25 protein-coding genes are annotated in these 22194 nt (G+C 69.4%); 16 read left to right on the forward strand and 9 right to left on the reverse strand.

Annotated features, from left to right (window positions below):
• Positions 1-148 precede the first annotated feature (148 nt).
• From LT965_RS03065 to LT965_RS03120, 12 genes are all read left to right on the forward strand, one after another.
• Complete coding sequence (locus LT965_RS03065) at positions 149-1564, forward strand: nucleotide sugar dehydrogenase (protein ID WP_232702546.1); 1416 nt, start codon at positions 149-151, stop codon at positions 1562-1564.
• Positions 1564-2514, forward strand: coding sequence for a glycosyltransferase family 2 protein (locus tag LT965_RS03070; protein ID WP_232702547.1), 951 nt, complete (start codon positions 1564-1566; stop codon positions 2512-2514). Before LT965_RS03065 ends, LT965_RS03070 begins: the two co-directional genes overlap by 1 nt.
• On the forward strand, positions 2511-3539 hold the full coding sequence (locus tag LT965_RS03075) for a DUF354 domain-containing protein (RefSeq protein ID WP_232702548.1): 1029 nt from the start codon (positions 2511-2513) through the stop codon (positions 3537-3539). The genes LT965_RS03070 and LT965_RS03075 overlap by 4 nt, the downstream gene beginning before the upstream one ends.
• On the forward strand, positions 3536-4627 hold the full coding sequence (gene wecB, locus LT965_RS03080) for a non-hydrolyzing UDP-N-acetylglucosamine 2-epimerase (protein ID WP_232702549.1): 1092 nt from the start codon (positions 3536-3538) through the stop codon (positions 4625-4627). Before LT965_RS03075 ends, wecB begins: the two co-directional genes overlap by 4 nt.
• Positions 4627-5556 carry a glycosyltransferase family 4 protein gene (locus LT965_RS03085; protein ID WP_232702550.1) on the forward strand — a complete coding sequence of 310 codons (930 nt, stop codon included), beginning with the start codon at positions 4627-4629 and terminating at the stop codon, positions 5554-5556. Before wecB ends, LT965_RS03085 begins: the two co-directional genes overlap by 1 nt.
• Positions 5549-6331 carry an AAC(3) family N-acetyltransferase gene (locus LT965_RS03090; protein WP_232702551.1) on the forward strand — a complete coding sequence of 261 codons (783 nt, stop codon included), beginning with the start codon at positions 5549-5551 and terminating at the stop codon, positions 6329-6331. The genes LT965_RS03085 and LT965_RS03090 overlap by 8 nt, the downstream gene beginning before the upstream one ends.
• Before the next feature lie 195 nt (positions 6332-6526).
• Entirely contained in the window at positions 6527-6856 is a 330-nt protein-coding gene (locus LT965_RS03095) for a YbjQ family protein (protein WP_232702552.1), read from the forward strand.
• Positions 6857-7068: 212 nt separating this feature from the next.
• Positions 7069-7827, forward strand: a complete 759-nt coding sequence (gene coxB / locus LT965_RS03100; RefSeq protein WP_232702553.1) for a cytochrome c oxidase subunit II — start codon at positions 7069-7071, stop codon at positions 7825-7827.
• A gap of 6 nt (positions 7828-7833) precedes the next feature.
• Positions 7834-10494, forward strand: a complete 2661-nt coding sequence (locus tag LT965_RS03105; protein ID WP_232702554.1) for a cbb3-type cytochrome c oxidase subunit I — start codon at positions 7834-7836, stop codon at positions 10492-10494.
• A gap of 2 nt (positions 10495-10496) precedes the next feature.
• On the forward strand, positions 10497-10757 hold the full coding sequence (locus tag LT965_RS03110; protein ID WP_232702555.1) for a cytochrome C oxidase subunit IV family protein: 261 nt from the start codon (positions 10497-10499) through the stop codon (positions 10755-10757).
• Entirely contained in the window at positions 10754-10972 is a 219-nt protein-coding gene (locus LT965_RS03115) for a hypothetical protein (protein WP_232702556.1), read from the forward strand. Before LT965_RS03110 ends, LT965_RS03115 begins: the two co-directional genes overlap by 4 nt.
• Positions 10973-11035: 63 nt before the next feature.
• Entirely contained in the window at positions 11036-11233 is a 198-nt protein-coding gene (locus tag LT965_RS03120; RefSeq protein ID WP_232702557.1) for a hypothetical protein, read from the forward strand.
• A gap of 25 nt (positions 11234-11258) precedes the next feature.
• Here LT965_RS03120 and LT965_RS03125 read toward each other — a convergent pair whose 3' ends face one another.
• The 6 genes from LT965_RS03125 to LT965_RS03150 form a co-directional block, all read right to left on the reverse strand.
• The gene (locus tag LT965_RS03125; RefSeq protein WP_232702558.1) at positions 11259-11576 is read right to left on the reverse strand and encodes a DUF7410 domain-containing protein; all 318 of its coding nucleotides are present in this window, start codon (positions 11574-11576) and stop codon (positions 11259-11261) included.
• 23 nt (positions 11577-11599) lie between these two features.
• A complete protein-coding gene (locus LT965_RS03130; RefSeq protein ID WP_232702559.1) occupies positions 11600-13012 on the reverse strand; it encodes a hypothetical protein in 1413 nt (470 codons plus the stop codon).
• A gap of 6 nt (positions 13013-13018) precedes the next feature.
• A complete protein-coding gene (locus LT965_RS03135) occupies positions 13019-13708 on the reverse strand; it encodes a DUF7546 family protein (protein WP_232702560.1) in 690 nt (229 codons plus the stop codon).
• A 22-nt stretch (positions 13709-13730) separates the two neighbouring features.
• The gene (locus LT965_RS03140) at positions 13731-14138 is read right to left on the reverse strand and encodes a hypothetical protein (RefSeq protein WP_232702561.1); all 408 of its coding nucleotides are present in this window, start codon (positions 14136-14138) and stop codon (positions 13731-13733) included.
• Between the two features lie 68 nt (positions 14139-14206).
• A complete protein-coding gene (locus LT965_RS03145) occupies positions 14207-14710 on the reverse strand; it encodes a DUF6789 family protein (protein ID WP_232702562.1) in 504 nt (167 codons plus the stop codon).
• Between the two features lie 257 nt (positions 14711-14967).
• Positions 14968-15273: a lycopene cyclase domain-containing protein gene (locus LT965_RS03150; RefSeq protein WP_232702563.1), complete on the reverse strand. Its 306-nt coding sequence runs from the start codon at positions 15271-15273 to the stop codon at positions 14968-14970.
• 108 nt (positions 15274-15381) lie between these two features.
• Here LT965_RS03150 and LT965_RS03155 point away from each other — a divergent pair, with 108 nt between their 5' ends.
• Entirely contained in the window at positions 15382-16527 is a 1146-nt protein-coding gene (locus LT965_RS03155; RefSeq protein WP_232702564.1) for a CBS domain-containing protein, read from the forward strand.
• 192 nt (positions 16528-16719) lie between these two features.
• Here LT965_RS03155 and radB read toward each other — a convergent pair whose 3' ends face one another.
• Positions 16720-17418, reverse strand: a complete 699-nt coding sequence (radB, locus tag LT965_RS03160) for a DNA repair and recombination protein RadB (RefSeq protein ID WP_232702565.1) — start codon at positions 17416-17418, stop codon at positions 16720-16722.
• Positions 17419-17508: 90 nt separating this feature from the next.
• On the opposite strand from radB, the gene LT965_RS03165 reads away from it, so the two are divergent.
• Positions 17509-18234, forward strand: coding sequence for a hypothetical protein (locus LT965_RS03165; RefSeq protein ID WP_232702566.1), 726 nt, complete (start codon positions 17509-17511; stop codon positions 18232-18234).
• On the opposite strand, the gene LT965_RS03170 is transcribed toward LT965_RS03165, so the two are convergent.
• Complete coding sequence (locus LT965_RS03170) at positions 18231-18992, reverse strand: sugar nucleotide-binding protein (protein ID WP_232702567.1); 762 nt, start codon at positions 18990-18992, stop codon at positions 18231-18233. The two genes, LT965_RS03165 and LT965_RS03170, sit on opposite strands and share 4 nt — an antisense overlap.
• Before the next feature lie 132 nt (positions 18993-19124).
• Here LT965_RS03170 and LT965_RS16675 point away from each other — a divergent pair, with 132 nt between their 5' ends.
• Complete coding sequence (locus LT965_RS16675) at positions 19125-19427, forward strand: GrpB family protein (protein WP_432419305.1); 303 nt, start codon at positions 19125-19127, stop codon at positions 19425-19427.
• Here the strand turns inward: LT965_RS16675 and LT965_RS16680 are convergent.
• Positions 19395-19829 carry a hypothetical protein gene (locus LT965_RS16680; protein WP_432419306.1) on the reverse strand — a complete coding sequence of 145 codons (435 nt, stop codon included), beginning with the start codon at positions 19827-19829 and terminating at the stop codon, positions 19395-19397. The two genes, LT965_RS16675 and LT965_RS16680, sit on opposite strands and share 33 nt — an antisense overlap.
• Between LT965_RS16680 and LT965_RS03180 the strand changes: the two genes are divergently transcribed.
• Positions 19828-22053, forward strand: coding sequence for a CDC48 family AAA ATPase (locus LT965_RS03180; protein WP_232702568.1), 2226 nt, complete (start codon positions 19828-19830; stop codon positions 22051-22053). The two genes, LT965_RS16680 and LT965_RS03180, sit on opposite strands and share 2 nt — an antisense overlap.
• Positions 22054-22194 lie beyond the last annotated feature (141 nt).

Raw genomic sequence — 22194 nt, forward strand, 5'->3', positions numbered from 1 at the left:
CGTTTGACCGTGGTTGCGACCGAGAACGTGCGGACGTGAACCCCGAGACCACGCGCGACGAATCTGTGAGCGGGTCCGCCCGATAGAGCCGAACGTGGACGGGTTACGCGCCGACTACCAAACTACCGGTACGCTATCGGTTGGGGTAATGTCTGGGAGTCGCTGGGACCCGAGCGCGCCCGTGACGACTGCGGCAGGGGCCCGCAGGCGTTCGGTGAGAGCGGCGGTCGTGGGGGTGGGAACGGTCGGGCTCCATCGAGCGGTCACGTTCGATGACGCCGACGTCGACGTGGTCGGCTACGACGTCGACGAGTCGGTCGTGGCGAAGTACCGCCGTGGAGTCGACGCGACTGGCGCCGTGGGTGACGCCCGGGTCGCCGAGAGTGACTGTTCGTTCACCACGGACTCCGCCTGTATCCGGGACGCCGACGTGGTGTTCGTGGCGGTCCCGACGCGCCACGACACCGAGACGCGGCGGTCGCTCCCCACGGTTCGGGCGGCCGCCGAAACCGTCGGCGAGCAGCTCACGCCGGACACAACCGTGATCCTGGAGTCGACCGTCCCTCCTGGTGGCACGTCGGACGTCTTCACGCCGACGCTCGAAGCGACCGCGAACATGACCGCCGGCGAGGAGTTCGCGGTCGCCTACTCGCCGGCACGGCTCTCGCCGGGGAACCGGGAGGGCGACGCGCGGAACCCGACGAAGCTCGTCGCTGCAGAGCAACGCTCCGTCGCCCGGGACGTCGCAGCGCTGTACGAGCGTGTGTTCGAATCGGTCCACGTCGTCAGAGACCCGGCAATCGCGGCGGCCGCGAAGTGCGTCGAGAACGTCTACCGGGACGTGACCATCGCGCTCGTGAACGAACTCGCCGCCGCCCTCGACGCGCTCGACCTCGCCGTCGACGACGTCCTCGACGCCGCGGCGACGAAGTGGAACGTCCCCCGCCTCGACCCGGGGCTCGTCGGCGGAACCTGTCTCCCGGACGACCCACACCTGTTCGCGGACCGGGTGGAACGCGCGGGTGGGTCGACCCCCCTCGTTCGGGCGGCGAGAGCAGTCAACGAGGCCGTCCCGGAACGCGTCGCTGAGACGACCGTCGCCGCGCTGGCCGACCGCGAGACCCGGACGAACCCGGCTCGGGACGTCGGCGAGCGCGAGCGCTCCGAGGCCGACGCCACGCTGCGGGGGAGTGGCGCGTCCGGCGACGAGGCGACCGTGTTGCTCCTCGGGCTCGCCTACAAGCCAGACGTGGCCGACCTCTCTGGGACGAGGTGCGACGTCGTCGCAGCGCGACTCGCGAAACGGGGCATCGACGTCGTCGGCTACGACCCGCTGGTGGACGCTGCCCACGCCGACCGCGCCCTCTCAGTCGACGTCCGGTCTGCCCGGCCGTTCGAGAACGTCGACGGCGTGGTGGTGCTCGTCGGCCACAGCGCCTTCGACGACCTCACGCTCGACGACGTGGCGGCCACGAACGACGTCCCACCAGTGGTCGTCGACGTTCCCCGTAGCTTCGACCACGGCCACTCCTCGCGACCCGACGTCGTCTACCGGTGTCCCTGATGTACCGGGACCACACCGTCGCGGTGGTCGTTCCGGCGTACGACGAAGCCCCGCACGTCGGCGACGTCGTCGCCGAGATACCGGCGTTCGTCGACCACGTCTACCTCGTAGACGACGCCTCGAACGACGACACGAGTGCGGTGGCGCTCGCTGCTGCCGACCCGGAACGCGGGCGAGCGACTGGAGCCGACATCTCGAGGAATCCGGGCGACGCCGCGAACGGAGTCTGGTCTGCCCTCGAGGACCGCGTCGCCGAGCGAACCCGCCGGGGGCGAGTGACCGCACTCCGCCACGGCGAGAACGAGGGGGCGGGTGGCACCGTCAAGACCGGCTACCTCGCCGCGCTCGCGGGTGGCGCGGAACTCGTCGCGACGGTCGACGGGGACGGCCAGCTGGACCCGGCCCGACTCGACCGGTTTCTCGAGGCCCTCACCACCACCGACGCGGACTACGTGAAAGGGACGCGGCTCCGCAGCCGCGAGGACCGCGACGAGATGCCGGCGTTCCGGCTGTTCGGCAACGCCGTCCTGACGCTCCTCTCTCGCGCGTCCACGGGGTACTGGGACCTGACAGACCCCGTGAACGGCTACACGGTGATCACCCGGGAAGCGCTCGCCGACGTACGCCCCCGGTCGCTCTACGAGGGGTACGGCTACGGCGTCCAGGTGCTGGCCAGACTGCACGCCGCCGGCTGTCTCGTCGCGGACGTCCCCCACCCGAGCGCGTACGGCCCAGAGGTGAGCGGCATCGACTACCGGACCTACGTCCCCCGGGTCTCCGGGCTGCTCGTCGAGACGCTCGCGTGGCGGCTCCGGCGGGAGCGCCTGGGCGCCCTCTCGGACCCCGGTGTCGCCGCCGCAAAGTCGGTCGTCGGTGACCTGCTCGGCGTCGTCGAGGGTGTAGTGAGCGCCGTTCGCGGGGGTGCGCTCGAACGGGGTCGGGAGCCGTGAGAGTCCTCTTCGACGTCACACACCCGGCGCTCGTCCACCTGTTCGAGGCACCCGCCGAGACGCTGGCCGACCGGGGACACGACGTCGCTGTCGCGGCACGCGAGAAGGACGTCACAACCGACCTTCTCGACGCCGCCGGCGTCCCCTACGAGGTGGCGTCCCGGGCCGGTTCCGGCCCCCTGTCGCGAGTCGCGGAACTCGTCGTGCGCGAACTCGGACTGCTGCGGATCGCCCGGCGGTTCGACCCGGACGTGATCGTCAGTCAGGTCGACCCGGCGGCCGTCCACGTTGCCCGCCTGGTCGGCGCCAGTGCCGTCGTCTTCGACGACAGCGAACACGAGCGGGTCGTCGCCAGTGTCACCCACCCGTTCGCCGACGTCGTCTGTACGCCCGCGGCGTTCCGGCGGGACGTCCCGAACCAGCGCCGGTACGACGGGTTCCACGAACTCGCGTACCTCCACCCCGAGCGGTTCACGCCGGACCCCGACGTCCTCCGCGAACACGGTGTCGACCCCGACGAGCCCTACGCCGTCGCCCGGTTCGTCTCCTGGGCGGCCCACCACGACGTCGGGCAGGGTGGCTTCTCGCCGACCGGCAAGCGCCGCCTGGTCGCCGAACTCTCCGAGTACGCCACCGTCTACGTCTCCAGCGAGGGCGACGTTCCCACGGGCGTGGACGCCGACCCGCTCCCGGTGCCGCCCGACTGCGTCCACGACCTGGTCGCGTTCGCGGACTGCTACATCGGCGACTCCCAGACGATGGCGACCGAAGCCGCCGTCCTCGGGACGCCGGCGGTCCGGTCGAACTCGTTCGCGGGCGACGGCGACATGAGCAACTTCCACGAACTGGAGGACGAGTACGGCCTGCTGGAGTCCTTCGAGGACGAGGACGTGGCAATCGAGCGCGCCGTCGAGTACGTCAGGGACCCACCCGAGGAGGCGCTGTCGAGGCGGCGAGCGCGGCTCGTCGAGGAGAAGATCGACGTCGCGTCGTTCGTCGTCGACGTCGTGGAGGGGGTCGCGTGAACGTCTGCTCGGTCGTCGGCGTCCGCCCGGAGTTCGTGATGGCGACGCCGGTCGTCAGCGAACTCGCGGCGAGCGGCCACGAGACGACGCTCGTCCACACCGGCCAGCACCACGACGACGCGCTCTCGACGGTGTTCTTCGAGGAGCTGTCGCTGCCGTCGCCGGACCACCACCTCGGTGTCGGGTCCGTCCCTCGCGACGAACAGGTCGCCGGCGCCGTCGCGCGCCTCGTCCCGGTTCTCGCGTCGACTGCCCACGACGCCGTCGTCGTCTACGGGGACACGACGTCGACGCTGGCGGGTGCGCTCGCAGCCAGCACGACGAACACGCCGCTCGTACACGTCGAGGCCGGCCTCCGGAGCGGCGACTGGTCGATGACCGAAGAGCGGACCCGCGTCCTCGTCGACCACGTCGCCGACCTCCGGTTCGCCCCGACCCGCGGCGCGCGCACCACGCTCGCGGACGAGGGCGTGACCCGGGGCGTCCACGAGGTCGGCGACGTCCGCGCCGACGCCGTCGCGATGGCCCGCGACGTCACCCCGGCGGCACTCCCGGACGTTCCCGACGAGTACGTGCTCGCGACGGTCCACCGCGCCGCCACGACGGACGACGAGTCGACACTCCGGGACGTGTTCGGGGGGCTCGCGAACGCCCGCCTCCCGGTGGTCCTCCCGCTGCACCCCCGGACTGCCGACCGGCTCCGCGAGTTCGACCGCTACGGCTGGGCGGCCGACCGGGTCGCGCTCGTCGAACCGACCGGGTACGCCGCGTTCCTCGAACTGGTCGAGAGCGCGTCTGCCGTCGCCACCGACTCAGGCGGCGTCCAGCGGGAGGCTGCCTACCTCGGGACGCCGTGCGTGACGCTCCGCGACACCACTGAGTGGAAGGGGACAGTGCGGCGTGGGCAGAACGTCCTCGCGGGGACGGACCCGGAGTCCGTCTCGGCGTCGATCGACGCCGCGACCGCCGAACGTGGACACGACGCTGACCCCCCGACCGGCGCGGCGAGCGATATCGTCGCGACCCTGGAAGCGTGGACGGACGGAGCGCAGTCCGGGGAGCCGTCCGTCCCGGGAGGAGTGCCGTGATGCGCGTCCTCAACCTCGTCCCCAGCGCGGAGTCGACGGCGTTCCGCGGGCAGGTGTGCGCGCTCCGCGACCGTGGTGTCGACTGCACCACGCTCGCTGTCCCCGGCAGCCACGTCCCCGGTGAGCGCGCGCGTTCCCCACTCGACTACCTCGTCCACCTCGGCCGCGCGCTCCGAGCGGCGGCCGACGACGTCGACGTTGTGCACGCGAACCAGGGTGTCGTCGCGCCGACGGCGCTGCTGACACCGGGTCTCCCGACGGTCGTCTCGCTCTGGGGGACCGACCTCTACGGACCGCTCGGCCCGGTCAGCCGGGCCTGTGCGCGGGCTGCGACGGAGGCCGTCGTGATGTCCGCGGCAATGGCCGACGAACTCGACGCCGACTGTCGGGTCGTCCCGCACGGCGTCGACACCGAGCGATTCCGCCCGCGCGACCCCCAGGAGGCCAGGGACACCCTCGGCTGGGACGACAGTCGAGTGCACGTCGTCTACCCCTACGCCCCGGAGCGGACGGTCAAGAACTTCCCGCGAGCACGACGAGTCGTCGCCGCTGCCGCGGACGAACTCGAGGACAGGCCGGTGCTCCACGCCGTCACGGGCGTCCCACACGCGGAGATGCCGACGTACCTGAACGCCGGCGACGTGCTCCTGCTCACCTCCGACCACGAGGGGTCGCCGAACGCCGTCAAGGAGGCGCTCGCCTGTAATCTCCCGGTCGTCTCGACGCCCGTCGGCGACGTCCCCGAGCGACTCGAGGGCGTCGACCCGTCTGCCGTCGCGGAGACCGACGAGGGGCTGGTCGACGCGCTCGTCGACGTGCTCTCCCGGGCCGAACGCTCGAACGGCCGGCAGTGCGTCGCGGGCCTCGACCGCGACTGGACCGCCCGGGAACTCGAGAGCGTCTACCGGTCGGCTCTCGCAGATGCGTAGACACGACGTCTACGCCCACGCCGCCCGCTCCCTCCTCGCGGACTGGCGGCGGGATCGGTCACCAGTCGAGGAGCTCCCGGCGGCCGCGCTCCGGGACGCCCTGGACGGGTTCGACGCGGACGTCGCCGTGGTGTACGCGGGACTCTCGGACGTGGTGGCCGCCCTGGGCGGCGACCCCTACGAACGCCTCCAGGACGCACTGCTCGCACAGTTCGACGCGGTCCTCACGCCGGGGTTCACGTTCTCCTTCCGGGACACCGGGTTCGTCGACCTCGACCGGGCACCCCCGGAGGTCGGCACGTTCGGGCGACGGTTCCTCGCAGACGCCGACGGTCGGACCGACGACCCCGTGTTCTCGCTCCTCTGGACCGGCGCCTTCGAGTTCGACACCGACGGCACCGACTGCAGTTACGGCCCCGGTGGCTACTGGCGAGAACTCCACGACCGGGACGTCCTCTACCTGAACGTCGGCACCGACCGCTTCCGGTGTTCGGCGTTCCACGTCGCGGAACTCCGTCACGACGTGCCGTACGTCTCGTGTGCCGAACACCGCGGCGTCGTCAGGCACGGCGGCACGACGCGCACCGTCGCACACCGCGCGCCGGTGGACGACCACTACCGCCGGTTCGCCCGCCGGAGCGTCCTCGAGGAACTCGGCGACGCGCTCGTCGACCAGTCGGTCTGCGGCCTCAGAGTACAGGGATGTCGAGCGAGCGACGTGGACGCGCTCCTGGACGACCGGCTCGACAGCGACCCCTACTACCTCGTGACGTGACGGGTCGAGCGCGTCGCCGACGGCTCCGCCCAGTTCGACCTCGAGACCGTCGCTGTCGGCGTCTGGAGCGACGGGGCATCGACAGCCGCGCGACCGGGACGGTGGAGGAGAGCCCACTACCGGTGCCGCCCCGAGCAGCTTCGGGCGCTGCGACTCTCCGCGTCGATTTATCTGTCCCGACGACCAACGAGAGGTATGGCAGACGTCACAGTGACGACGACGGACGGCATCGAGGGCGAGGAAGTCACCGAGTATCTCGGCATCGTCTCCGGGGAGGCGGTGATCGGCGCGAACGTCGTCAGCGACATCGCGGCCGGCATCCGGGACGTCGTCGGCGGGCGGAGTGGCTCCTACGAGAAGAAGATCGAGACGGGGCGCACGGAGGCCATCGCCGACATCGAGGCGGAAGCCGCCGAGATGGGCGCCGACGCCGTCGTCGGCGCCGCCCTCGACTACGAGGAGATGGCCGAGGGGATGCTGTGGGTGAACGTCTCCGGCACGGCAGTGAAGACGCGGCGGGAGTAGTCGCCACCAGTTCGTCTGAGACGACTAGCGTCGGACTGACAGTCGCAACGCTGCGGCGAGCCGTCACCGGCGTCTCGCCGTCGGACCGAGACGGCCGCATTCAGCCAGTTCGCTCCTCGGAACGACGGTACTGATGGGGTCACTCGCGCCGGAATCGGGTTTTCCGACCGAATGTTTACGTGTATGCGACGAAAATTTATTACATACTTAGCATGCCAATCCTTGGCGCGGCACTCCGGGGGGTGGTGCTCTCGCCGATCGTTCCACGAGGGACGCGCTCGTACGTCTTCGAGCAGATCTACGTCGTGTTCCTCGTTCTCGGGACGCTGGTGGGCATCGTCGTCATCGCCTACATGCTCCACAAGGCGTACACGTACCGTGCGTCGACGAGACACGGTGACGACGCGGACCGGCCGACCGTCGGTGAGATACCGTCTGGGAGCGGGGGTGGCCGGAAGCTGTTCGTCTCCTTCGCGCTCAGCGCCATCATCGTCGTCTCGCTCATCTCGTGGACGTACTTCACGCTGCTGTACGTGGAGAGCCCCGACACGGCGGCGGACGAGGAACCGCTCGAGGTGGACGTCGTCGCCCACCAGTTCTACTGGGAGTTCGTCTACCCGAACGGACACTCCGAGCGAGGCACGCTGCGCGTTCCGGAGGACCGTCGCGTTCGGTTGACGGTGACGTCGGCGGACGTGTTCCACAACTTCGGCGTTCCCGAACTGCGCGCGAAAGCCGACGCGGTACCGGGTGAGCGGACGGACACGTGGTTCGAGGCGTCGAGTCCCGGGACCTACGAGGCGCACTGCTACGAACTCTGTGGCACCGGCCACTCCTACATGGACGCCACCGTCCAGGTGATGGAGCAGGGCGCCTACGAGGAGTGGTACGCGAACACGTCGAACGGGACGGCCGAGAACGGTACGACTGCGGACGCGAGCGCGCCAATCGCGTCCGCAGCGGGGGTGTGACCACCGATGACGGGACACGAGACGCCGCCCGACGACCTGCCGCCCGGAGACGCCGCGTCCGACGCTGGGGACGAGCGAGACGGACGCCGAGACAGTGAACAGCCCGGAGAAGACGTCGAAGTCGACGGTGGTGTCGCCGGCGAGGCGGTGCACGACGACCACGCGTTCCCACCGAAGAGTTCGGTGAAGCGGTGGTTCGTCACGACCAACCACAAGGACGTCGGCATGCTCTACCTCGTCACGTCGCTGCTGTTCCTCGTCCTGGGTGGCGTGCTGGCGTTGCTGATGCGGACGCAACTGTGGGCCCCGCGCGCTCCGGGAACCGGGCCGCTGTCCGCGCTCGCCTACAACCAGGCCGTCTCGGTGCACGGCCTGGTGATGGTGTTCTGGTTCCTGTCGCCGTTCGCGTTCGGGTTCGCGAACTACGTCGTCCCCCTCCAGATCGGTGCGAAGGACCTCGCGTTCCCACGGCTGAACGCCCTGAGCTACTGGCTCTACCTCGCCTCCGGCATCCTGCTCGGCGTGTCGTTCTTCCAGGGCGGGTCGTTCGCGGGCGGGTGGACGATGTACGCGCCGCTGAACCTGCCGCGGTTCGTCCCCAGCATCGGCGGGAACTCGGCCATCCTCGCACTGCTGTTGTTCGTCGTGTCGGTGACCGTCGGGTCGGTGAACTTCCTGACGACCATCCACCGGATGCGCGCCGACGGCCTGACGCTCTGGCGGTTGCCGCTGTTCACGTGGACCATCCTGTTGACCGTGTGGATGATGCTGTTCGCGTTCGCGGCGCTGCTGGCGGCCCTGCTCATCCTCTCGGCCGACCGCCTGCTGGGGACGACCTACTTCGCGGCCGAGGCCGCCAGCGGCGCGCTCCTGTGGACACACCTCTTCTGGTTCTTCGGCCACCCCGAGGTGTACATCGTCTTCTTCCCCGCGCTCGGCGTGATGGCGGAGACGTTCCAGACGTTCACTGGCCGCCGAATCGTCGGCCGGAAGTGGTTCATCGCGGCGATGGTGCTGGTCGCGCTCCAGAGCTTCGTCGTCTGGATGCACCACATGTTCCTCACGAGCATCAACCTCGAGATCAAGACGCTGTTCATGGTGACCACCATCGGCATCTCCCTGCCGTTCGACCTGATGGTGTTCTCGCTCATCTACACGATGGTGAAGGGCCGCATCCGATTCACGACGCCGTTCCTCTTCTCCTTCGGGGGGCTGTTGCTGTTCATCGTCGGCGGCATCACGGGCGTGTTCCTGGGCGCCGTCGTCCTCGACTACGAGTTCCGCGGCACCTACTGGGTGGTCGCACACTTCCACTACGTGATGGTCGCGGGCGTCGCCGCGCTCATCGGCGGCCTCTACTACTGGTACCCGAAGATGACCGGCCGGATGTACGACGAGTTCCTCGGGAAGCTCCACTTCGCCGTGTTCTTCGTCGGCTTCAACCTGCTGTACTTCCCGATGTTCGTGGCGTGGGAGACGCCGCGCCGGAGCTTCGCGTACGAGCCCGGGATGACGCCGTGGCACCAGCTCGCGACCGTCGGCGGGTTCGTGTTCGGCCTGTCGTTCGTCATCATGCTCTACAACATGGTGGTCTCGGCGTACGCCGGCGAGCCAGCAGACGACAATCCCTGGAAGTACGGGTCGACGGCCGAGTGGGCGGTTCCGTCGCCGCCGCCGCTTGAGAACTTCCCCGGGGTGCCGAGCTACGGGGGTGGCAGACTCCAGTTCCTCGGCGGGGGCTCGGAGACGGACGCCATCGAGTCCGGCGCGGCCGACAGCGTCGCCGACGGCGGGCCGCCCGACGGTGTCGCCGACGGCGCCGGGACGGCCGACGTTGTCGGCGGTGAGGTCGCGGCCCAGCGCCGTCGCACCCGGGAGGAGACCCACGAACCCGCGCCCAGCCACGCCAGCATCTGGCCGTTCGGCGTCGGCGTCGCGGCGTTCTTCGCGCTGTTCGGGCTCTCCGGCTTCCAGAACGGGCAGTTCCCGTCCGGGGCGATGGGGACCGTCTACGTGGCGTCGACCGGAGTCGGCCTGTTCGGGGTTCTCGCGACGCTGGTCGCGATGGCGCGCGAGCGGTTCCACGGCCCGAGCGGCCCGTTCGGGGAGAGCTGGCCGTTCGGCGGCGTCGGCAACGTCAAGACCGGCGTCTGGATCTTCCTCGCGTCGGACGTGGTGCTGTTCGGGGCGTTCATCGGCGCGTACGTCTTCCTCCGGTTCTCCAGCGGCTGGGTGGCCTGGGAGCCGATTCCGGACAACGTCACGCCCGGCCTCGTGAACACGTACCTCCTGTTGACCAGCAGTTTCGCCGTCGTGCTGGCCCTGGAGGCCGCCGAACGGGAACACCGCTGGGGTGTGGTCGCCAGCCTCGGGACGACGCTGGTGCTCGGCCTCGGGTTCCTCGGCAACAAGGCCATCGAGTGGAACCACCTCTTCCACGAGGGCGTCTGGCTGTCCTCGAACGTGCGCGCGTCCACGTTCTTCCTGACGACGGGGCTCCACGCCGCCCACGTCATCACGGGACTGCTGATAGCGGCGTACATGCTCCCGCGGGCGTGGCGCGGCGCGTACCTCGGTGACAGCGCGCCGATAGAGCACTTCGGGCTCTACTGGCACTTCGTGGACATCGTGTGGCTGTTCCTGTTCCCGCTGTTCTACATCCTGTGACAATGACCAGGCTCAAACTGTACACCGCGATCTACGTCGTGTTGTTCGTCTCCGCGACCGTCCAGGTGCTCGTCGAGCAGGCCGGGATGGCCTACTGGACGGCTCTGGGGATCATCGTGGCACTGTCGTTCGCGAAGGCCGTCGTGGTCGCCGCCTACTATCAGCACCTCCGCTGGGAGCCGCGGTCGGTCACCGGTCTCGTCGCACTGGGGCTGCTGGCAGCACTGGCGTTGACCGTCGCGGCGACGTACTCGATAACGTGACCGCGCCGCCCGCGGCGTCGCCGTCGACGCGCGAACGACTGGGGTGGGCAGCGCTGTTCGCCGTGCCGATGGGCGTCGGCGTCGCCGTCGCGACGGCGCAGTCGGTCGGCCTCCCGCCGTCCCATCCGATGGTCGTAGCTGCGGGGGTAGGAACGACGCTGTTGCTGGCGCTCCTCGTCCTGGGGGCGACGGCGGTGAACCAGTCGGCCGAGTGACTCCCGGAGCGGGACTGGCGGCCCTGGCGCACAGTTTTACCGGGCCGATGCGTACACGCTAGCATGGGACGTGATCCGCTCGTGTACGGCGCCATCGTCGGCGTGCTGACCGTGGGCATCGCGGCGCTGCTCGCCGGGGAGTTCTTCCACGGCGTCGGCTACCTCGTGCCCGTGGGTGGCGCGCTGGCACTGCTCGCCGTCGGCGGCCTGACCGCCGCCATCGCGCGAGAGCCGGTTCCCGAGTCCGCCAGCGATCACTGAGTTCGGACCGGCGGGGACGGGAGCGCTACAGGATGTCGCTGCCGAGGACGACCATGTACAGCAGGACGGTGAGCGCGTAGAGGACGCCCAGCGCCACCACGACGCGCAGGTGGAAGTAGAACAGTTCCTCGCGCTCGGCCTCCCGGGCCGCCTCGTAGGCCGTGCGTTCCGCGGTCGAGCACTCCTCCGGGTGGACCTCGCCGACGTGCAGGTCGCGGGCCGCCGTCTCCGCGAACGGGCGACCACAGTGCGGACACGCCGCGGCCACGGAGTCCTCGGCGCCGACGTCCGACTCGACGTCGACGACTGGGTCCCGACGGTCCGCGCCGGTGGCAGACTGCATCCGTGTCGACGTGGGTGCTGGAGTCACAAGTAGACGGGGGCGACCGTCGGCTGTCCGACGACCCAGGCGCTGGTCATCGTGTACACCATCATCACGACGACGAACGGGTACTGGCTCCGGATGGGACGCAGGACGCCGGGGAACAGTTCTATCGCGAGGGCGTGGGCGACCCAGACGGCGAGCAGGTGGCCGAGGACGACGAGGGCCAACTGGAGCGTCCCGAACCACGCCGGGAGCACCGCGACCTGGACGGTGTCGACGCCACCGAAGGGCGCGCCCAGCAGGCCGACCAGCGCGGGCGACAGCGTGAGGAAGTAGCCGAGGAAGTGCGCGACGTGGTAGCCGGCGGCGATGGGCAGTAGCGACGGCGCGAACCACCGCTCGACGACCGACGGGGCGAGGAAGCTGTCGACGCGCTCCCGCGAGCGAGCGGCCGCGAACCGGTAAGCGAGGAGGAAGCCGCCGAACCCCACGAGGAGCGCGACCAGGTAGAAGAGCGCGACCACGGCACCGCCGAGGACGCCGTTGCCGGCGACGGGCGAGAGGAGCGGGCCAGCCAGGGCGTTCCAGGCCGGCGTCGCGACGAGGCCGTCGAACGTGGTGACCCAGAGGAGCGCGACGACGAACGCCGTCGACCCGGGTTCGTCGTCGGTTCGGAGGTCGGTGAGTGCCGCGCCCGGCAGTCTGAGCTGGAGTCCGTCCGGCCCGCGCTGGACCGGCGCGACGCGGCCGTAGAGGCGGAAGACGCGGGACACCGGGTCGACGCGACCGAACCAGGTGTCGGTGCCGTAGCGCGCCGCCCCGGCGAGCGTCGCGACGGTGTAGGCCGCGACGAGCGCGCCGAGCGCCTGGGGGTTGGCGGCGAGTGGACTGACGACTTCGACCCAGACGAGTGCGAGGAGGCCCGCGACGCTCGGCCACGCGCCGTAGCGCTCCGGGTACGGGCGCTGGCTCGACGTCGGGAGGACGCGGGCGAGCGTCCGCCACGGATTCACCACCGGCCAGCTGTTCCCGACGAGGTAGGTGGACATCGCGTAGCCCGCCCACCACCCCACCCAGACGACGAGGATAGCGAGGTTCGTCGTCGGCGTCGACGGGCCGAGCACACTGGCCGCCAGGACGAGCGCGAGCACTGCGACGCCAGCGGCCGACAGCAGCGTCGCGCCGGCGCGCCAGAACACGGCGGGGGACGGCAGAACCGCGTGCCAGCCGTTCACCGCGCGGATACCCTTGTGGTCCGTCAGCAGACTGTTGAAGAGGAACGACGCGCCGACCAGCACGCCGCCAGTGACGACCGTCAGCCAGGACGGGACCTGGGTCGCGGCGGCGGCGTCACTCAGGCCGCCGACGTGCGCTGGCAGCAACCGGAGTACATCCTGGGCGGTCCACCGTGCGACGAGGACGTCGAGAATGGCGACGAGGGTGGGGAACGGCACGACGGGTCACGCGCCCCCCGTTCGCCAGACCAGGAGGACGACGGCGGCGACGAACGCGGCCGTCGAGAGGTCGACTGCGAAGCTGTACACCGTCGTCGGGACGGCGCCGCCGAGGACGACGGCGAGCAGCGACGCGAACACCGGCCACGAACAACTGGCGCAGGCCAGCAGACCGAGCGCGCCGCTGAGGGCGGCCGCGGCGAAGTCGAGGAGCGCGACGTAGACGAGGTAGGTCAGGGCGAGGTAGCCGACGACCTGGTAGGGGACGAGTGTCAGGGTGAACGCGGCGTGGTCGTAGACCACCGTCGGACCCCACCCGGGCGGGAGCGACGTGAACAGTTCGAGGCCACGGGGGCCGCCGTGGCTGTGACCGTGTCCGAGGTGCGTGACGTCGAGCACGCCGCCGACGTACGCGAGCACCAGGAGGTAGCCCGCCGTGACCGCGAGGACGGCGCCGCGCACGCGCCGCGAGGCGTCCGGGGGGACGACGGTGAAGACGGCCCACGCGGCGAGGTTCACCCAGACGAACGGGTAGAGGAGGTAGCGGACGCTGGTCGGTTCCGCGCCGGTGAAGCCGAGGTAGCCCGCGAGGAGCGCGAGTTCGGCGAGGACGACGACTGTGACGACGGCGAGTGCTACCGGGGAGACCCGGCGAGAGAGCGCGGCGAGCGACCGGGCGGCGACTGAGTCGGTCATGGCGGGTGAGTGGGGAGTGCGGTCAGGCGACGAGGAGTTTCGTGGCGATGACGCCGACGAGGACGACGGCGAAGAGCCAGGCACTCAGCCCCACGGAGTGGGCCTGTGGGAGGCCGTGGGCTCGCGCGACGTGGTAGGTGCCCCACGCGAAGAAGGCGGCGAGCAGCGTCGGTGCGATGGCGACGAGGAGCAGCGAGGCGGCGTCGAGGAACACGGCGAGCGCCGCGACCAGGAGGAACACGGCGGTCGCAGCGAGTGCCACGGTCTCGCTCGAGACGCCGCCCGCGGGGATAGCCGACGACGCGTCGCTGCGTGGACGGAACGTCGGTGTGTACACCGCGTGGTGCCAGCGCCGCGAGACGGCGACGGCCGCACCGACCAGCAGTACCCCCATCACGACCGCGCTCAGCAGGACGCCACTCACTACCATGCTACATCATACCAGAGTTTCGTGCGAGCCATCAATAAGGTTCCTGTCAACCCTGGGTTCGAACGGGGTCAGACCTGGTGGTGTGGGATCCCCGTCAGTCGCATCATGACGAAGCCGAGAACGGTTCCGTACACCACGTGGGCGGCGAACGTCAGGACCAGGAACGAGGCGTTGACGACGAGGTTCGCTCCGGGCCAGAAGATGAAGACGAAGGTCACCCAGAACAGCAGCGCGATGGTCACACCGCGCAGGTACGCCGGTTCTCTCGGCGGGAGGAACGTCGCCGTCACGACGAAGAACAGCGGCAGCACGAACGCGCCGCCGCCGACGAAGAAGGCCAGCCCGACCGTCGCGTCCGCCTGCCTGATGACCAGGTTCGCGAAGGCCGCGAGCGGTTCCGCCTCGAATACGCCGAGGAGTAACGGGATGCCGGCGATGATGGGCGCCATGACGACGAGGCCGGCGATGCCGCCGACGATGGCACTGCCAATCACACGTAGCGTGAGCGGCTCGTCGTTCTCCCCCAACACGGGTTCGTCGGTGGCCGCCTCGGCCTGGGTGCTCTCCGGCATGTGCATATAATGGTCGTTCGTTATGTTAACGGTTGTCGTGAATGACAGCGCGAGGACTCGTTCGGCGACCACCACGACGCGAGCCTCCACCCCAGCGGACGGTGAAACTCGCGAGCAGCGTTACGGCGAGTCCGAGCAGTCCGCGCCGCAGTCCGGGCACTCGTCGTCGACGACGGTCACCTGGGCGTCACAGTCGGGACAGAAGTCGAGCCAGCACGCACGGTCGCCCATGACTCCAGGTTGGACGGCCAGCACCTTCAGTCCTCGCCGTGGATCGTCTCGTGGAAGCCGACGACGAGCGCGGGGACGACGACCATGAAGAGGTGTTCCTCGACGGGGATGCCGAGGAACTCCACGCCGGTCCGGAGTTCGATCGCGAAGACGCCGATCTCGAGCGTGTACCAGTCCCAGACGTACGCCAGCGGGTAGAGCGCCACGACTGTGACAGCGGCGCGCCGGAGTGCGTCGGCTCGGTAGAGGAGCACGAACGCGAGCGCACCGAACGCCACCTCCGAGGCGAGGTAGGTGTAGTCGCCGAAGACGGCGCCGATGTCGGGGAGCACGCGGCTGGCTACGTCCCGCAGGCGTAAAACTCTACGAGGGCGCTCCGGGACCGCGAGAGGCGCAACAAGGTTCAAGGCGCTGGTCCGTGTCCTTCCACGTGAAGGCCTATGGATATCTCTAACATCGCGACTAACGACTACATTCAGGTGGAATCCGAGGAACGACTGGGGAAGGTGCGGTCTATCTTCGAGGAGGAGAACCCCAAGGGGATCATCGTCACGAAGGCCGGACAGTACGAGGGAGTCATCTCGGAACGACAGCTGATCCAGTCCCACATCGAGGACCACACGAAGGTCGCCGCGCTGATGGCCGACGCGCCACAGGTCGACCGCACGGAGGACGTGCGGGACACGGCACGGATGCTCGTCGAGGGCGGCACCAAGATCGCGCCGGTGTTTGAGGCCGGCGACCTCTGGGGCGTCGTCAGCGAGGACGCCATCCTCGAGGCCGTCCTCGAGAACCTCGACGCGCTCACCGTCGGCGACATCTTCACCGAGAATGTCGTCACCATCGAGGAGAGCGAGACCATGGGCCGGGTCATCAACCTCCTCCGCGAACACGGCGTCTCCCGGCTGCCCGTCGTGGACGACGACGACGGCTTCCTCACGGGGATCGTCACCCGCCACGACATCGTCGACTTCGTCGTGCGCGACAACACCCGGACCACCCGGGGGGACCGCAGCGGCGAGATGGAGCGTCTGCTCGACCTCCCCGTCTACGACGAGATGTCCAGCCCCGTCGCGACCGCCTCCGTCGCCGACAGCGTGCGCGACGCCGTCGCCGAGATGCTCGACAACGACTACTCCGGCCTCGTCGTCACCCCGGAGAACGACGACCGGGTCGTCGGCGGCATCCTCACCAAGACGGACGTGCTACGCGCACTCTCCTACACTGAGGAGGAACACCTCGACGTCCAGATCACGAACATCGAACTGCTCGACGCGCTCACCCGCCAGGAGGTCCAGGAGCGCATCGAACAGGTCGCGGGCAAGTACAGCGAGATGAACGTCCACCACGCCCACGTCCGCCTCCACAAGCACAAGGAGAAGCTCCGTGGCACCCCACTCATCCAGGCTCAGATCCGCCTCCGCACGAACAAGGGCCAGGTCGCCGGCACCGGCGAGGGCTACGGCGCGGACAACGCCTTCTACGTCGCCCTCGACAAGCTCGAACGGAACGTGCTCGAACTGAAGGGGATCGAACACGACGAGGAGTACCGCGGCCAGCTCCTCCGGAAGCTGAACGAGCTATAGTACCTTTTGCTGTGCTCGCGGCCTTCGGCCGCTCGCTGGCAAAAGCTACGCTAAAGGCACTCCTCCTTCCCGCCGCTCGGTTCGCTCGCGTTAGTCAGTCGTCGGCCTCCGCTCACTCACTAACTACGTTCGTTCGCGGAGTGACTCACGGCGCTCGGGACCTTCGGACCGCTCGCGCCGTGAATGCTCGGGCTAGTGCTGCTGGACGCCCTCGATGCCGGTCTCGGTAATCTGGAAGCGAGCCTGGCCGCCCTCGGGCTGGGCGCGGTGTTTCTCGACGGTCGCGCGGCGGTTGCCGCCGCGGAAGCGGTCGATGCGGACCACGACGCCCGTCCAGTGGGAGAGCGTGTGGCCGCCGAGCGGGCGTACGCGGTCGCTGTCGCTCTCCACGTCGGTGAACACCTGGTTCGTGATGACCACCGCGAGGTCGTGCTTCCGGGCGAGCGACAGCAGGTGGGTGACCTGGCTGGCAACCTGCCGGAGCGCCTCGCCATGGTCGTCGTCGTCGCGTTCGAGGCGATAGAAGCCGGTGGCGGAGTCGAGGACGATGAGGTCCGCCTGCTCGGCGAAGTCGGCGGCGTCCCTGACGGCCTCGGCCTGCTCCTCGAAGTCGTGGACCGCAGAGAGGACGATGCGCGCGGAGGCGTCCTCGGTGTCGTCCGTACGCGCCGACAGTAGCTGGTCGAAGCGCTCGACGGAGAGCCCCTCGGTGTCGATGTAGACGGCCGTCCCGCCCTCGGCGGCGACCTCGACGGCGGTCGAGAGCGCGACGTTCGTCTTGCCGGCGCCGGGCGCGCCGTACACCTGCGTGACGGTGCCGCGCTCGATGCCGCCGCCGAGCAGGTCGTCCAGCGGGTCGCAGCCGGTCGAGACGTGGGTGTCGTCGCTCACTGCGCGGCTATTGGCGCGTCCCGTGCAAAGTATTCTCGGGTCGCTCGCGCCGAGAAAGCGTTTTGCGCCCGGGGCGCCCACCTCCAGACAGTGATCGTCGTCGTCACGGCGGACTTCGAGGTGTACCACGAGGTCGTCGGCGAGCTACGCGACCGGGACGTCGAGTTCACCACCGTCGAACCAGGCGACCCCTTGCCAACCGCGGCGGACGTGGTCGTCACCGCGGGGGACGCCGTGGACGTCGACGTCCCGGTCGTCGTCGCGACGGCCGACGACCCCCGCCGCGCGGTCGAGGAGGCGCTGGTTCACGTCCGGGGTGGCGACGGGAAGACAGTCGTCGGCATCGACCCGGGGACGCGGCCGGGCATCGCGGTCCTGCGGGGTGGCATGGTCGTCGGGGCGTTCCAGGTGCCCGCCGAGCAGGCGGCGGAGGTCGTCGCCGAGGAGGTCGAGGACGAGGCGGACGCCGTGGTCCGCATCGGCGACGGGGCGCGGCTGGCGGGTGCGCGCATCGTGGAGGAACTCGACGACGTGCGGGTCGAACTCGTCGACGAGACGGGGACTACGCCGTCGCTCGGACCCGGCGCCCGTGGCATGGGCGACGTGCTCGCTGCGGTGAACATCGCCCTCATGGCGGGCGAGGAGATCGAGGGCCGCAGCATCGACCCGACCGAGGGCGAGATACAGGTCATCAAGAGCCGGTCCCGGGAGGCCAGCGAGGAGAACCGCACCATCACGGAGGCGCTCGCGCGGAAGGTCGCGGTCGGGAAGCTCACGCTGGAGGAGGCGCTGGACGAACACCGCGAGAACAGCTAGAGCGCGTCCGCCGGCGGCCGAATCTCCGTCGAGAGTTCGTCGTCGAACCGCGGTCCCGCGAGCGAACGGTCCATCGCGACGTCCATCGACGCCGGGGCCTCGGTGGGACGGAGACCATCGGTGTCGACGCCGAGCGCGTCGAGCGCTCGCTGGTGGAACTCATACACGCTCAGCCGCGGGCCCGGAACGTGGAAGACGCCGGTCCAGTCGCCGGCGGCGAGTTCGCAGACGGCGGCCGCCACGTCGTCGACGTGCGCGGGACTCCGGTAGACGTCGTCGAATCGCTCGTACGTCCCGTCGGCGAGCGCGTCGCGGGCGGCCGCCAGTCGCGGCGACGGCGGACTGGCGGCGTACACGTAGCTCGGCCGGAGCACGACCGCGTCGTCGTGGGCCCGGAGTCTGTCCTCGAACAACTGGAGGCGGCGACCGTAGTCGTCCTTCGGTGACCGCGCGTCCGCGGGTTCGTACCGGCCGGCCGCGCCGTCGAAGACGGCGTCGCTGGACACGTAGACGAGTCGCGCCCCCGCGCAGGCGTCGACGAACGACTGGACGGCCTCGTCGTACTCGGGAATCGGCACGTCGGCTCGCTCGACGTTCGCCGCGAACACGACGGCGTCGAATTCGCGGGCGTCGACGAGCGACGCCGGGTCGTCGGCAAACAGGTCGAAGCCGGTAGTCGGGGACGCAGGAACACCACCGGTCCGCTCGACGACCGCCGACCCGAGGAGCCCCGTCCCACCGACCACGAGCACGTCCATACTGTCCCCCCGTTTCTCCGCGGTGAAAACTCCTCGCAGTCCACGACAGATTTGCCTCGTTCTGCGCCCAGTCCCGTCGCCCCGTTCGAACCCGGCACAAGGGATTTAGGAGGCTGCGGAGAACGCTGAACGATGGACGAGACGCCCATTGAAGTCGTATCCTACGACCCCGAGTGGCGCGACCGCTTCGACGCGGAACGCGACCGCCTCCGCCCGTGGCTCGACGACTTCACCACTCGCATCGAGCACGTCGGCAGCACTTCGGTCCCGGGGCTCGCTGCCAAACCAGTCGTCGACGCCCTGGCGGTCGTGGACGACCTGCCAGGGCTCTGGGGCGACGTGGACAAGCTACACGCGGCGCTGGGCTACGAACTCAGCCACCTTCCCCGGGACTGGCTGTTCCTACAGCGGGCCGACGGCGCCGATCGCGGCTAGAACCTCCACCTTGTCCCGGAGGACAGCGACCAGTGGCGACGGGACCTCATGTTCCGCGAGTACCTCCGCGCGAATCCCGAGGCGCGCGAGGAGTACGCCGCCGTCAAGCGCGAGGCCGCCGCTGAACACCCCGAGAACATCGGCGCGTACAACGCCGCGAAGGCCGACGTCTGCAAGGCGATTCTCGAACGCGCGCTCGCGGACGACTGCGGTCACCATCCCCGAGCCGGAGGGGTAAACTCCGCGCCGGCGGCTGGTGGAGATGCCGGCAGGACAGACGGGATGCGCCACGTCTTTCAAGCCGGGCGTGTTAGTACGTAGCAACCGCGGGCGGAACCGGTCGGCGGAAAGTACTTCCGTGACGGCGCCGGACTCCGAGACAATCCCGCAGTCTCCAATCATGAACGAAGTTCAACTCGAGGTGGCGAAAGCCTACCCCAACGACTCGGGGCGGGGTATCGCCCGCCTCGACCCCGACACGCTCCTGCACCTGAAGCTCAGCCCGGGTGACATCATCGAGATCGAGGGTGCCGAGACGACTGCCGCGAAGGTGTGGCGCGCCGACCGGCAGGACTGGAACACCGACACGATCCGCATCGACGGCTTCACTCGCCAGAACGCGGACGTCGGCATCGGCGAGCGCGTGAAGATCCGGAAGGCGGAGGCCGAGAAGGCCGACCGACTCGTACTCGCACCCCCGGAGGAGGCCAGCGTCCAGTTCGGCTCCGACGCCGCCGGGATGGTGAAACGCCAGATCCTGAAACGGCCGGTCGTCTCCCGGGACATCGTCCCAGTGATGTCGAGTACCAACCACCCGTTCATGCGGTCGCCGGGCCAGGCCATCCCGCTCATCGCCGTCGAGACCGAACCCGAGGGCGTCTGCCTCGTCACCGAGGACACCGAGGTGGAACTCCGCGAGGAGCCGATCAGCGGCTTCGAGCGCACCGGTGGCGGCATCACCTACGAGGACATCGGCGGCCTCGAGAACGAGATTCAGCGCGTCCGGGAGATGGTCGAACTCCCGATGAAACACCCCCAGATCTTCCAGAAGCTCGGCATCGAGCCGCCACAGGGGGTGTTGCTGCACGGTCCGCCGGGCACCGGGAAGACGTTGCTGGCGAAGGCCGTCGCCAACGAGACGTCCGCGAGTTTCTTCTCCATCGCGGGCCCGGAGATCATCTCGAAGTACTACGGTGAGTCCGAACAGCAGCTCCGGGAGATCTTCGAGGACGCCAAGGAGGACTCGCCGGCGATCATCTTCATCGACGAACTCGACTCCATCGCACCGAAGCGCGAGGACGTCACCGGCGAGGTCGAGCGCCGCGTCGTCGCCCAGTTGCTGACGATGATGGACGGCCTGGAGGGCCGCGGTCAGGTCATCGTCATCGCGGCGACCAACCGCGTCGACGCCGTCGACCCCGCCCTGCGCCGCCCCGGTCGCTTCGACCGCGAGATCGAGATCGGCGTCCCGGACGAGGTCGGCCGCGAGGAGATCCTGAAGATCCACACGCGCGGCATGCCGCTGTCCGACGACGTCAACCTCGGGTCGCTCGCCGACGACACCCACGGCTTCGTCGGCGCCGACATCGAGAGCCTCACGAAGGAGGCCGCGATGCGCGCGCTCCGGCGCTACCTCCCCGAGATCGAACTCGACGAGGAGGACATCCCGCCGAGCCTCATCGACCGCATGATCGTCAAGCGCCAGGACTTCAAGGGCGCGCTCAACGAGGTCGAACCCTCCGCGATGCGGGAGGTCCTCGTCGAACTCCCGAAGCTCTCGTGGGACGACGTCGGCGGTCTCGACGAGGCCAAGGAGAACATCAAGGAGTCCGTCGAGTGGCCACTCAACCAGCCCGAGAAGTTCACCCGGATGGGCGTCGACCCGCCCGCCGGCGTCCTGCTGTACGGCCCACCGGGCACCGGGAAGACGCTGATGGCGAAGGCCGTCGCCAACGAGACGAACGCCAACTTCATTAGCGTGCGTGGCCCGCAGCTGCTCTCGAAGTGGGTCGGCGAGTCCGAGAAGGCCATCCGGCAGACGTTCCGGAAGGCCCGCCAGGTCTCCCCGACCGTCATCTTCTTCGACGAGCTGGACAGCCTCGCTCCCGGCCGGGGACAGGACGTCGGGAATAACGTCTCCGAGCGCGTCGTCAACCAGCTCCTGACGGAGCTCGACGGCCTCGAGGAGATGGAGGAGGTGATGGTCATCGCCGCGACCAACCGCCCCGACATCATCGACCCCGCGCTCATCCGGAGCGGGCGTTTCGACCGCCTCGTGCAGGTCGGCCAGCCCGACGTCGAGGGCCGCGAGCAGATCCTGAAGATCCACTCCGCGGATATCCCGCTCGCGCCCGACGTGAGCCTCCGCGAACTCGCCGAGATCACCGACGGCTACGTCGGCAGCGACCTGGCGAACATCACCCGCGAGGCCGCCATCGAGGCGCTCCGCGAGGACGAGGACGCCGAGGAGGTCGAGATGCGGCACTTCCGCCGCGCCATGGAGGACGTCCGCCCCACCATCACGGACGACCTCATGGACTACTACGACCGCGTCGAGGAGCAGTTCAAGGGCAGTCAGAACCCCGAGACGGACCGTCGCCGCGGCGGTCACATCGGCTTCCAGTAACCGACTGGAACGCCGTCGCTGGTCGACGGACGACGTCGCGGTCGGCGCGCGCACGATTTTCGCCGGTCACTGTCACCACGACGAGTGAGCCACCGTACCACCCGTTTCGAAGTCTCTCGGGCCCGAATTTCGCCGGTTCGC

This window comes from Halobacterium wangiae (genome assembly GCF_021249345.1).
Taxonomy (GTDB): Archaea; Halobacteriota; Halobacteria; order Halobacteriales; family Halobacteriaceae; genus Halobacterium; species Halobacterium wangiae.

What these genes read in the sequence shown, in the direction of transcription:
- LT965_RS03065 (WP_232702546.1), top strand. Translation starts at nt 149, where the DNA reads ATGTCTGGGAGTCGCTGGGACCCGAGCGCGCCCGTGACGACTGCGGCA.
- LT965_RS03070 (WP_232702547.1), top strand. Translation starts at nt 1,564, where the DNA reads ATGTACCGGGACCACACCGTCGCGGTGGTCGTTCCGGCGTACGACGAA.
- LT965_RS03085 (WP_232702550.1), top strand. Translation starts at nt 4,627, where the DNA reads ATGCGCGTCCTCAACCTCGTCCCCAGCGCGGAGTCGACGGCGTTCCGC.
- LT965_RS03090 (WP_232702551.1), top strand. Translation starts at nt 5,549, where the DNA reads ATGCGTAGACACGACGTCTACGCCCACGCCGCCCGCTCCCTCCTCGCG.
- LT965_RS03095 (WP_232702552.1), top strand. Translation starts at nt 6,527, where the DNA reads ATGGCAGACGTCACAGTGACGACGACGGACGGCATCGAGGGCGAGGAA.
- coxB (WP_232702553.1), top strand. Translation starts at nt 7,069, where the DNA reads ATGCCAATCCTTGGCGCGGCACTCCGGGGGGTGGTGCTCTCGCCGATC.
- LT965_RS03105 (WP_232702554.1), top strand. Translation starts at nt 7,834, where the DNA reads ATGACGGGACACGAGACGCCGCCCGACGACCTGCCGCCCGGAGACGCC.
- LT965_RS03110 (WP_232702555.1), top strand. Translation starts at nt 10,497, where the DNA reads ATGACCAGGCTCAAACTGTACACCGCGATCTACGTCGTGTTGTTCGTC.
- LT965_RS03120 (WP_232702557.1), top strand. Translation starts at nt 11,036, where the DNA reads ATGGGACGTGATCCGCTCGTGTACGGCGCCATCGTCGGCGTGCTGACC.
- LT965_RS03125 (WP_232702558.1), bottom strand. Translation starts at nt 11,576, where the DNA reads ATGCAGTCTGCCACCGGCGCGGACCGTCGGGACCCAGTCGTCGACGTC.
- LT965_RS03135 (WP_232702560.1), bottom strand. Translation starts at nt 13,708, where the DNA reads ATGACCGACTCAGTCGCCGCCCGGTCGCTCGCCGCGCTCTCTCGCCGG.
- LT965_RS03140 (WP_232702561.1), bottom strand. Translation starts at nt 14,138, where the DNA reads ATGGTAGTGAGTGGCGTCCTGCTGAGCGCGGTCGTGATGGGGGTACTG.
- LT965_RS03145 (WP_232702562.1), bottom strand. Translation starts at nt 14,710, where the DNA reads ATGCCGGAGAGCACCCAGGCCGAGGCGGCCACCGACGAACCCGTGTTG.
- LT965_RS03155 (WP_232702564.1), top strand. Translation starts at nt 15,382, where the DNA reads ATGGATATCTCTAACATCGCGACTAACGACTACATTCAGGTGGAATCC.
- LT965_RS03170 (WP_232702567.1), bottom strand. Translation starts at nt 18,992, where the DNA reads ATGGACGTGCTCGTGGTCGGTGGGACGGGGCTCCTCGGGTCGGCGGTC.
- LT965_RS16675 (WP_432419305.1), top strand. Translation starts at nt 19,125, where the DNA reads ATGGACGAGACGCCCATTGAAGTCGTATCCTACGACCCCGAGTGGCGC.
- LT965_RS03180 (WP_232702568.1), top strand. Translation starts at nt 19,828, where the DNA reads ATGAACGAAGTTCAACTCGAGGTGGCGAAAGCCTACCCCAACGACTCG.
- LT965_RS16680 (WP_432419306.1), bottom strand. Translation starts at nt 19,829, where the DNA reads ATGATTGGAGACTGCGGGATTGTCTCGGAGTCCGGCGCCGTCACGGAA.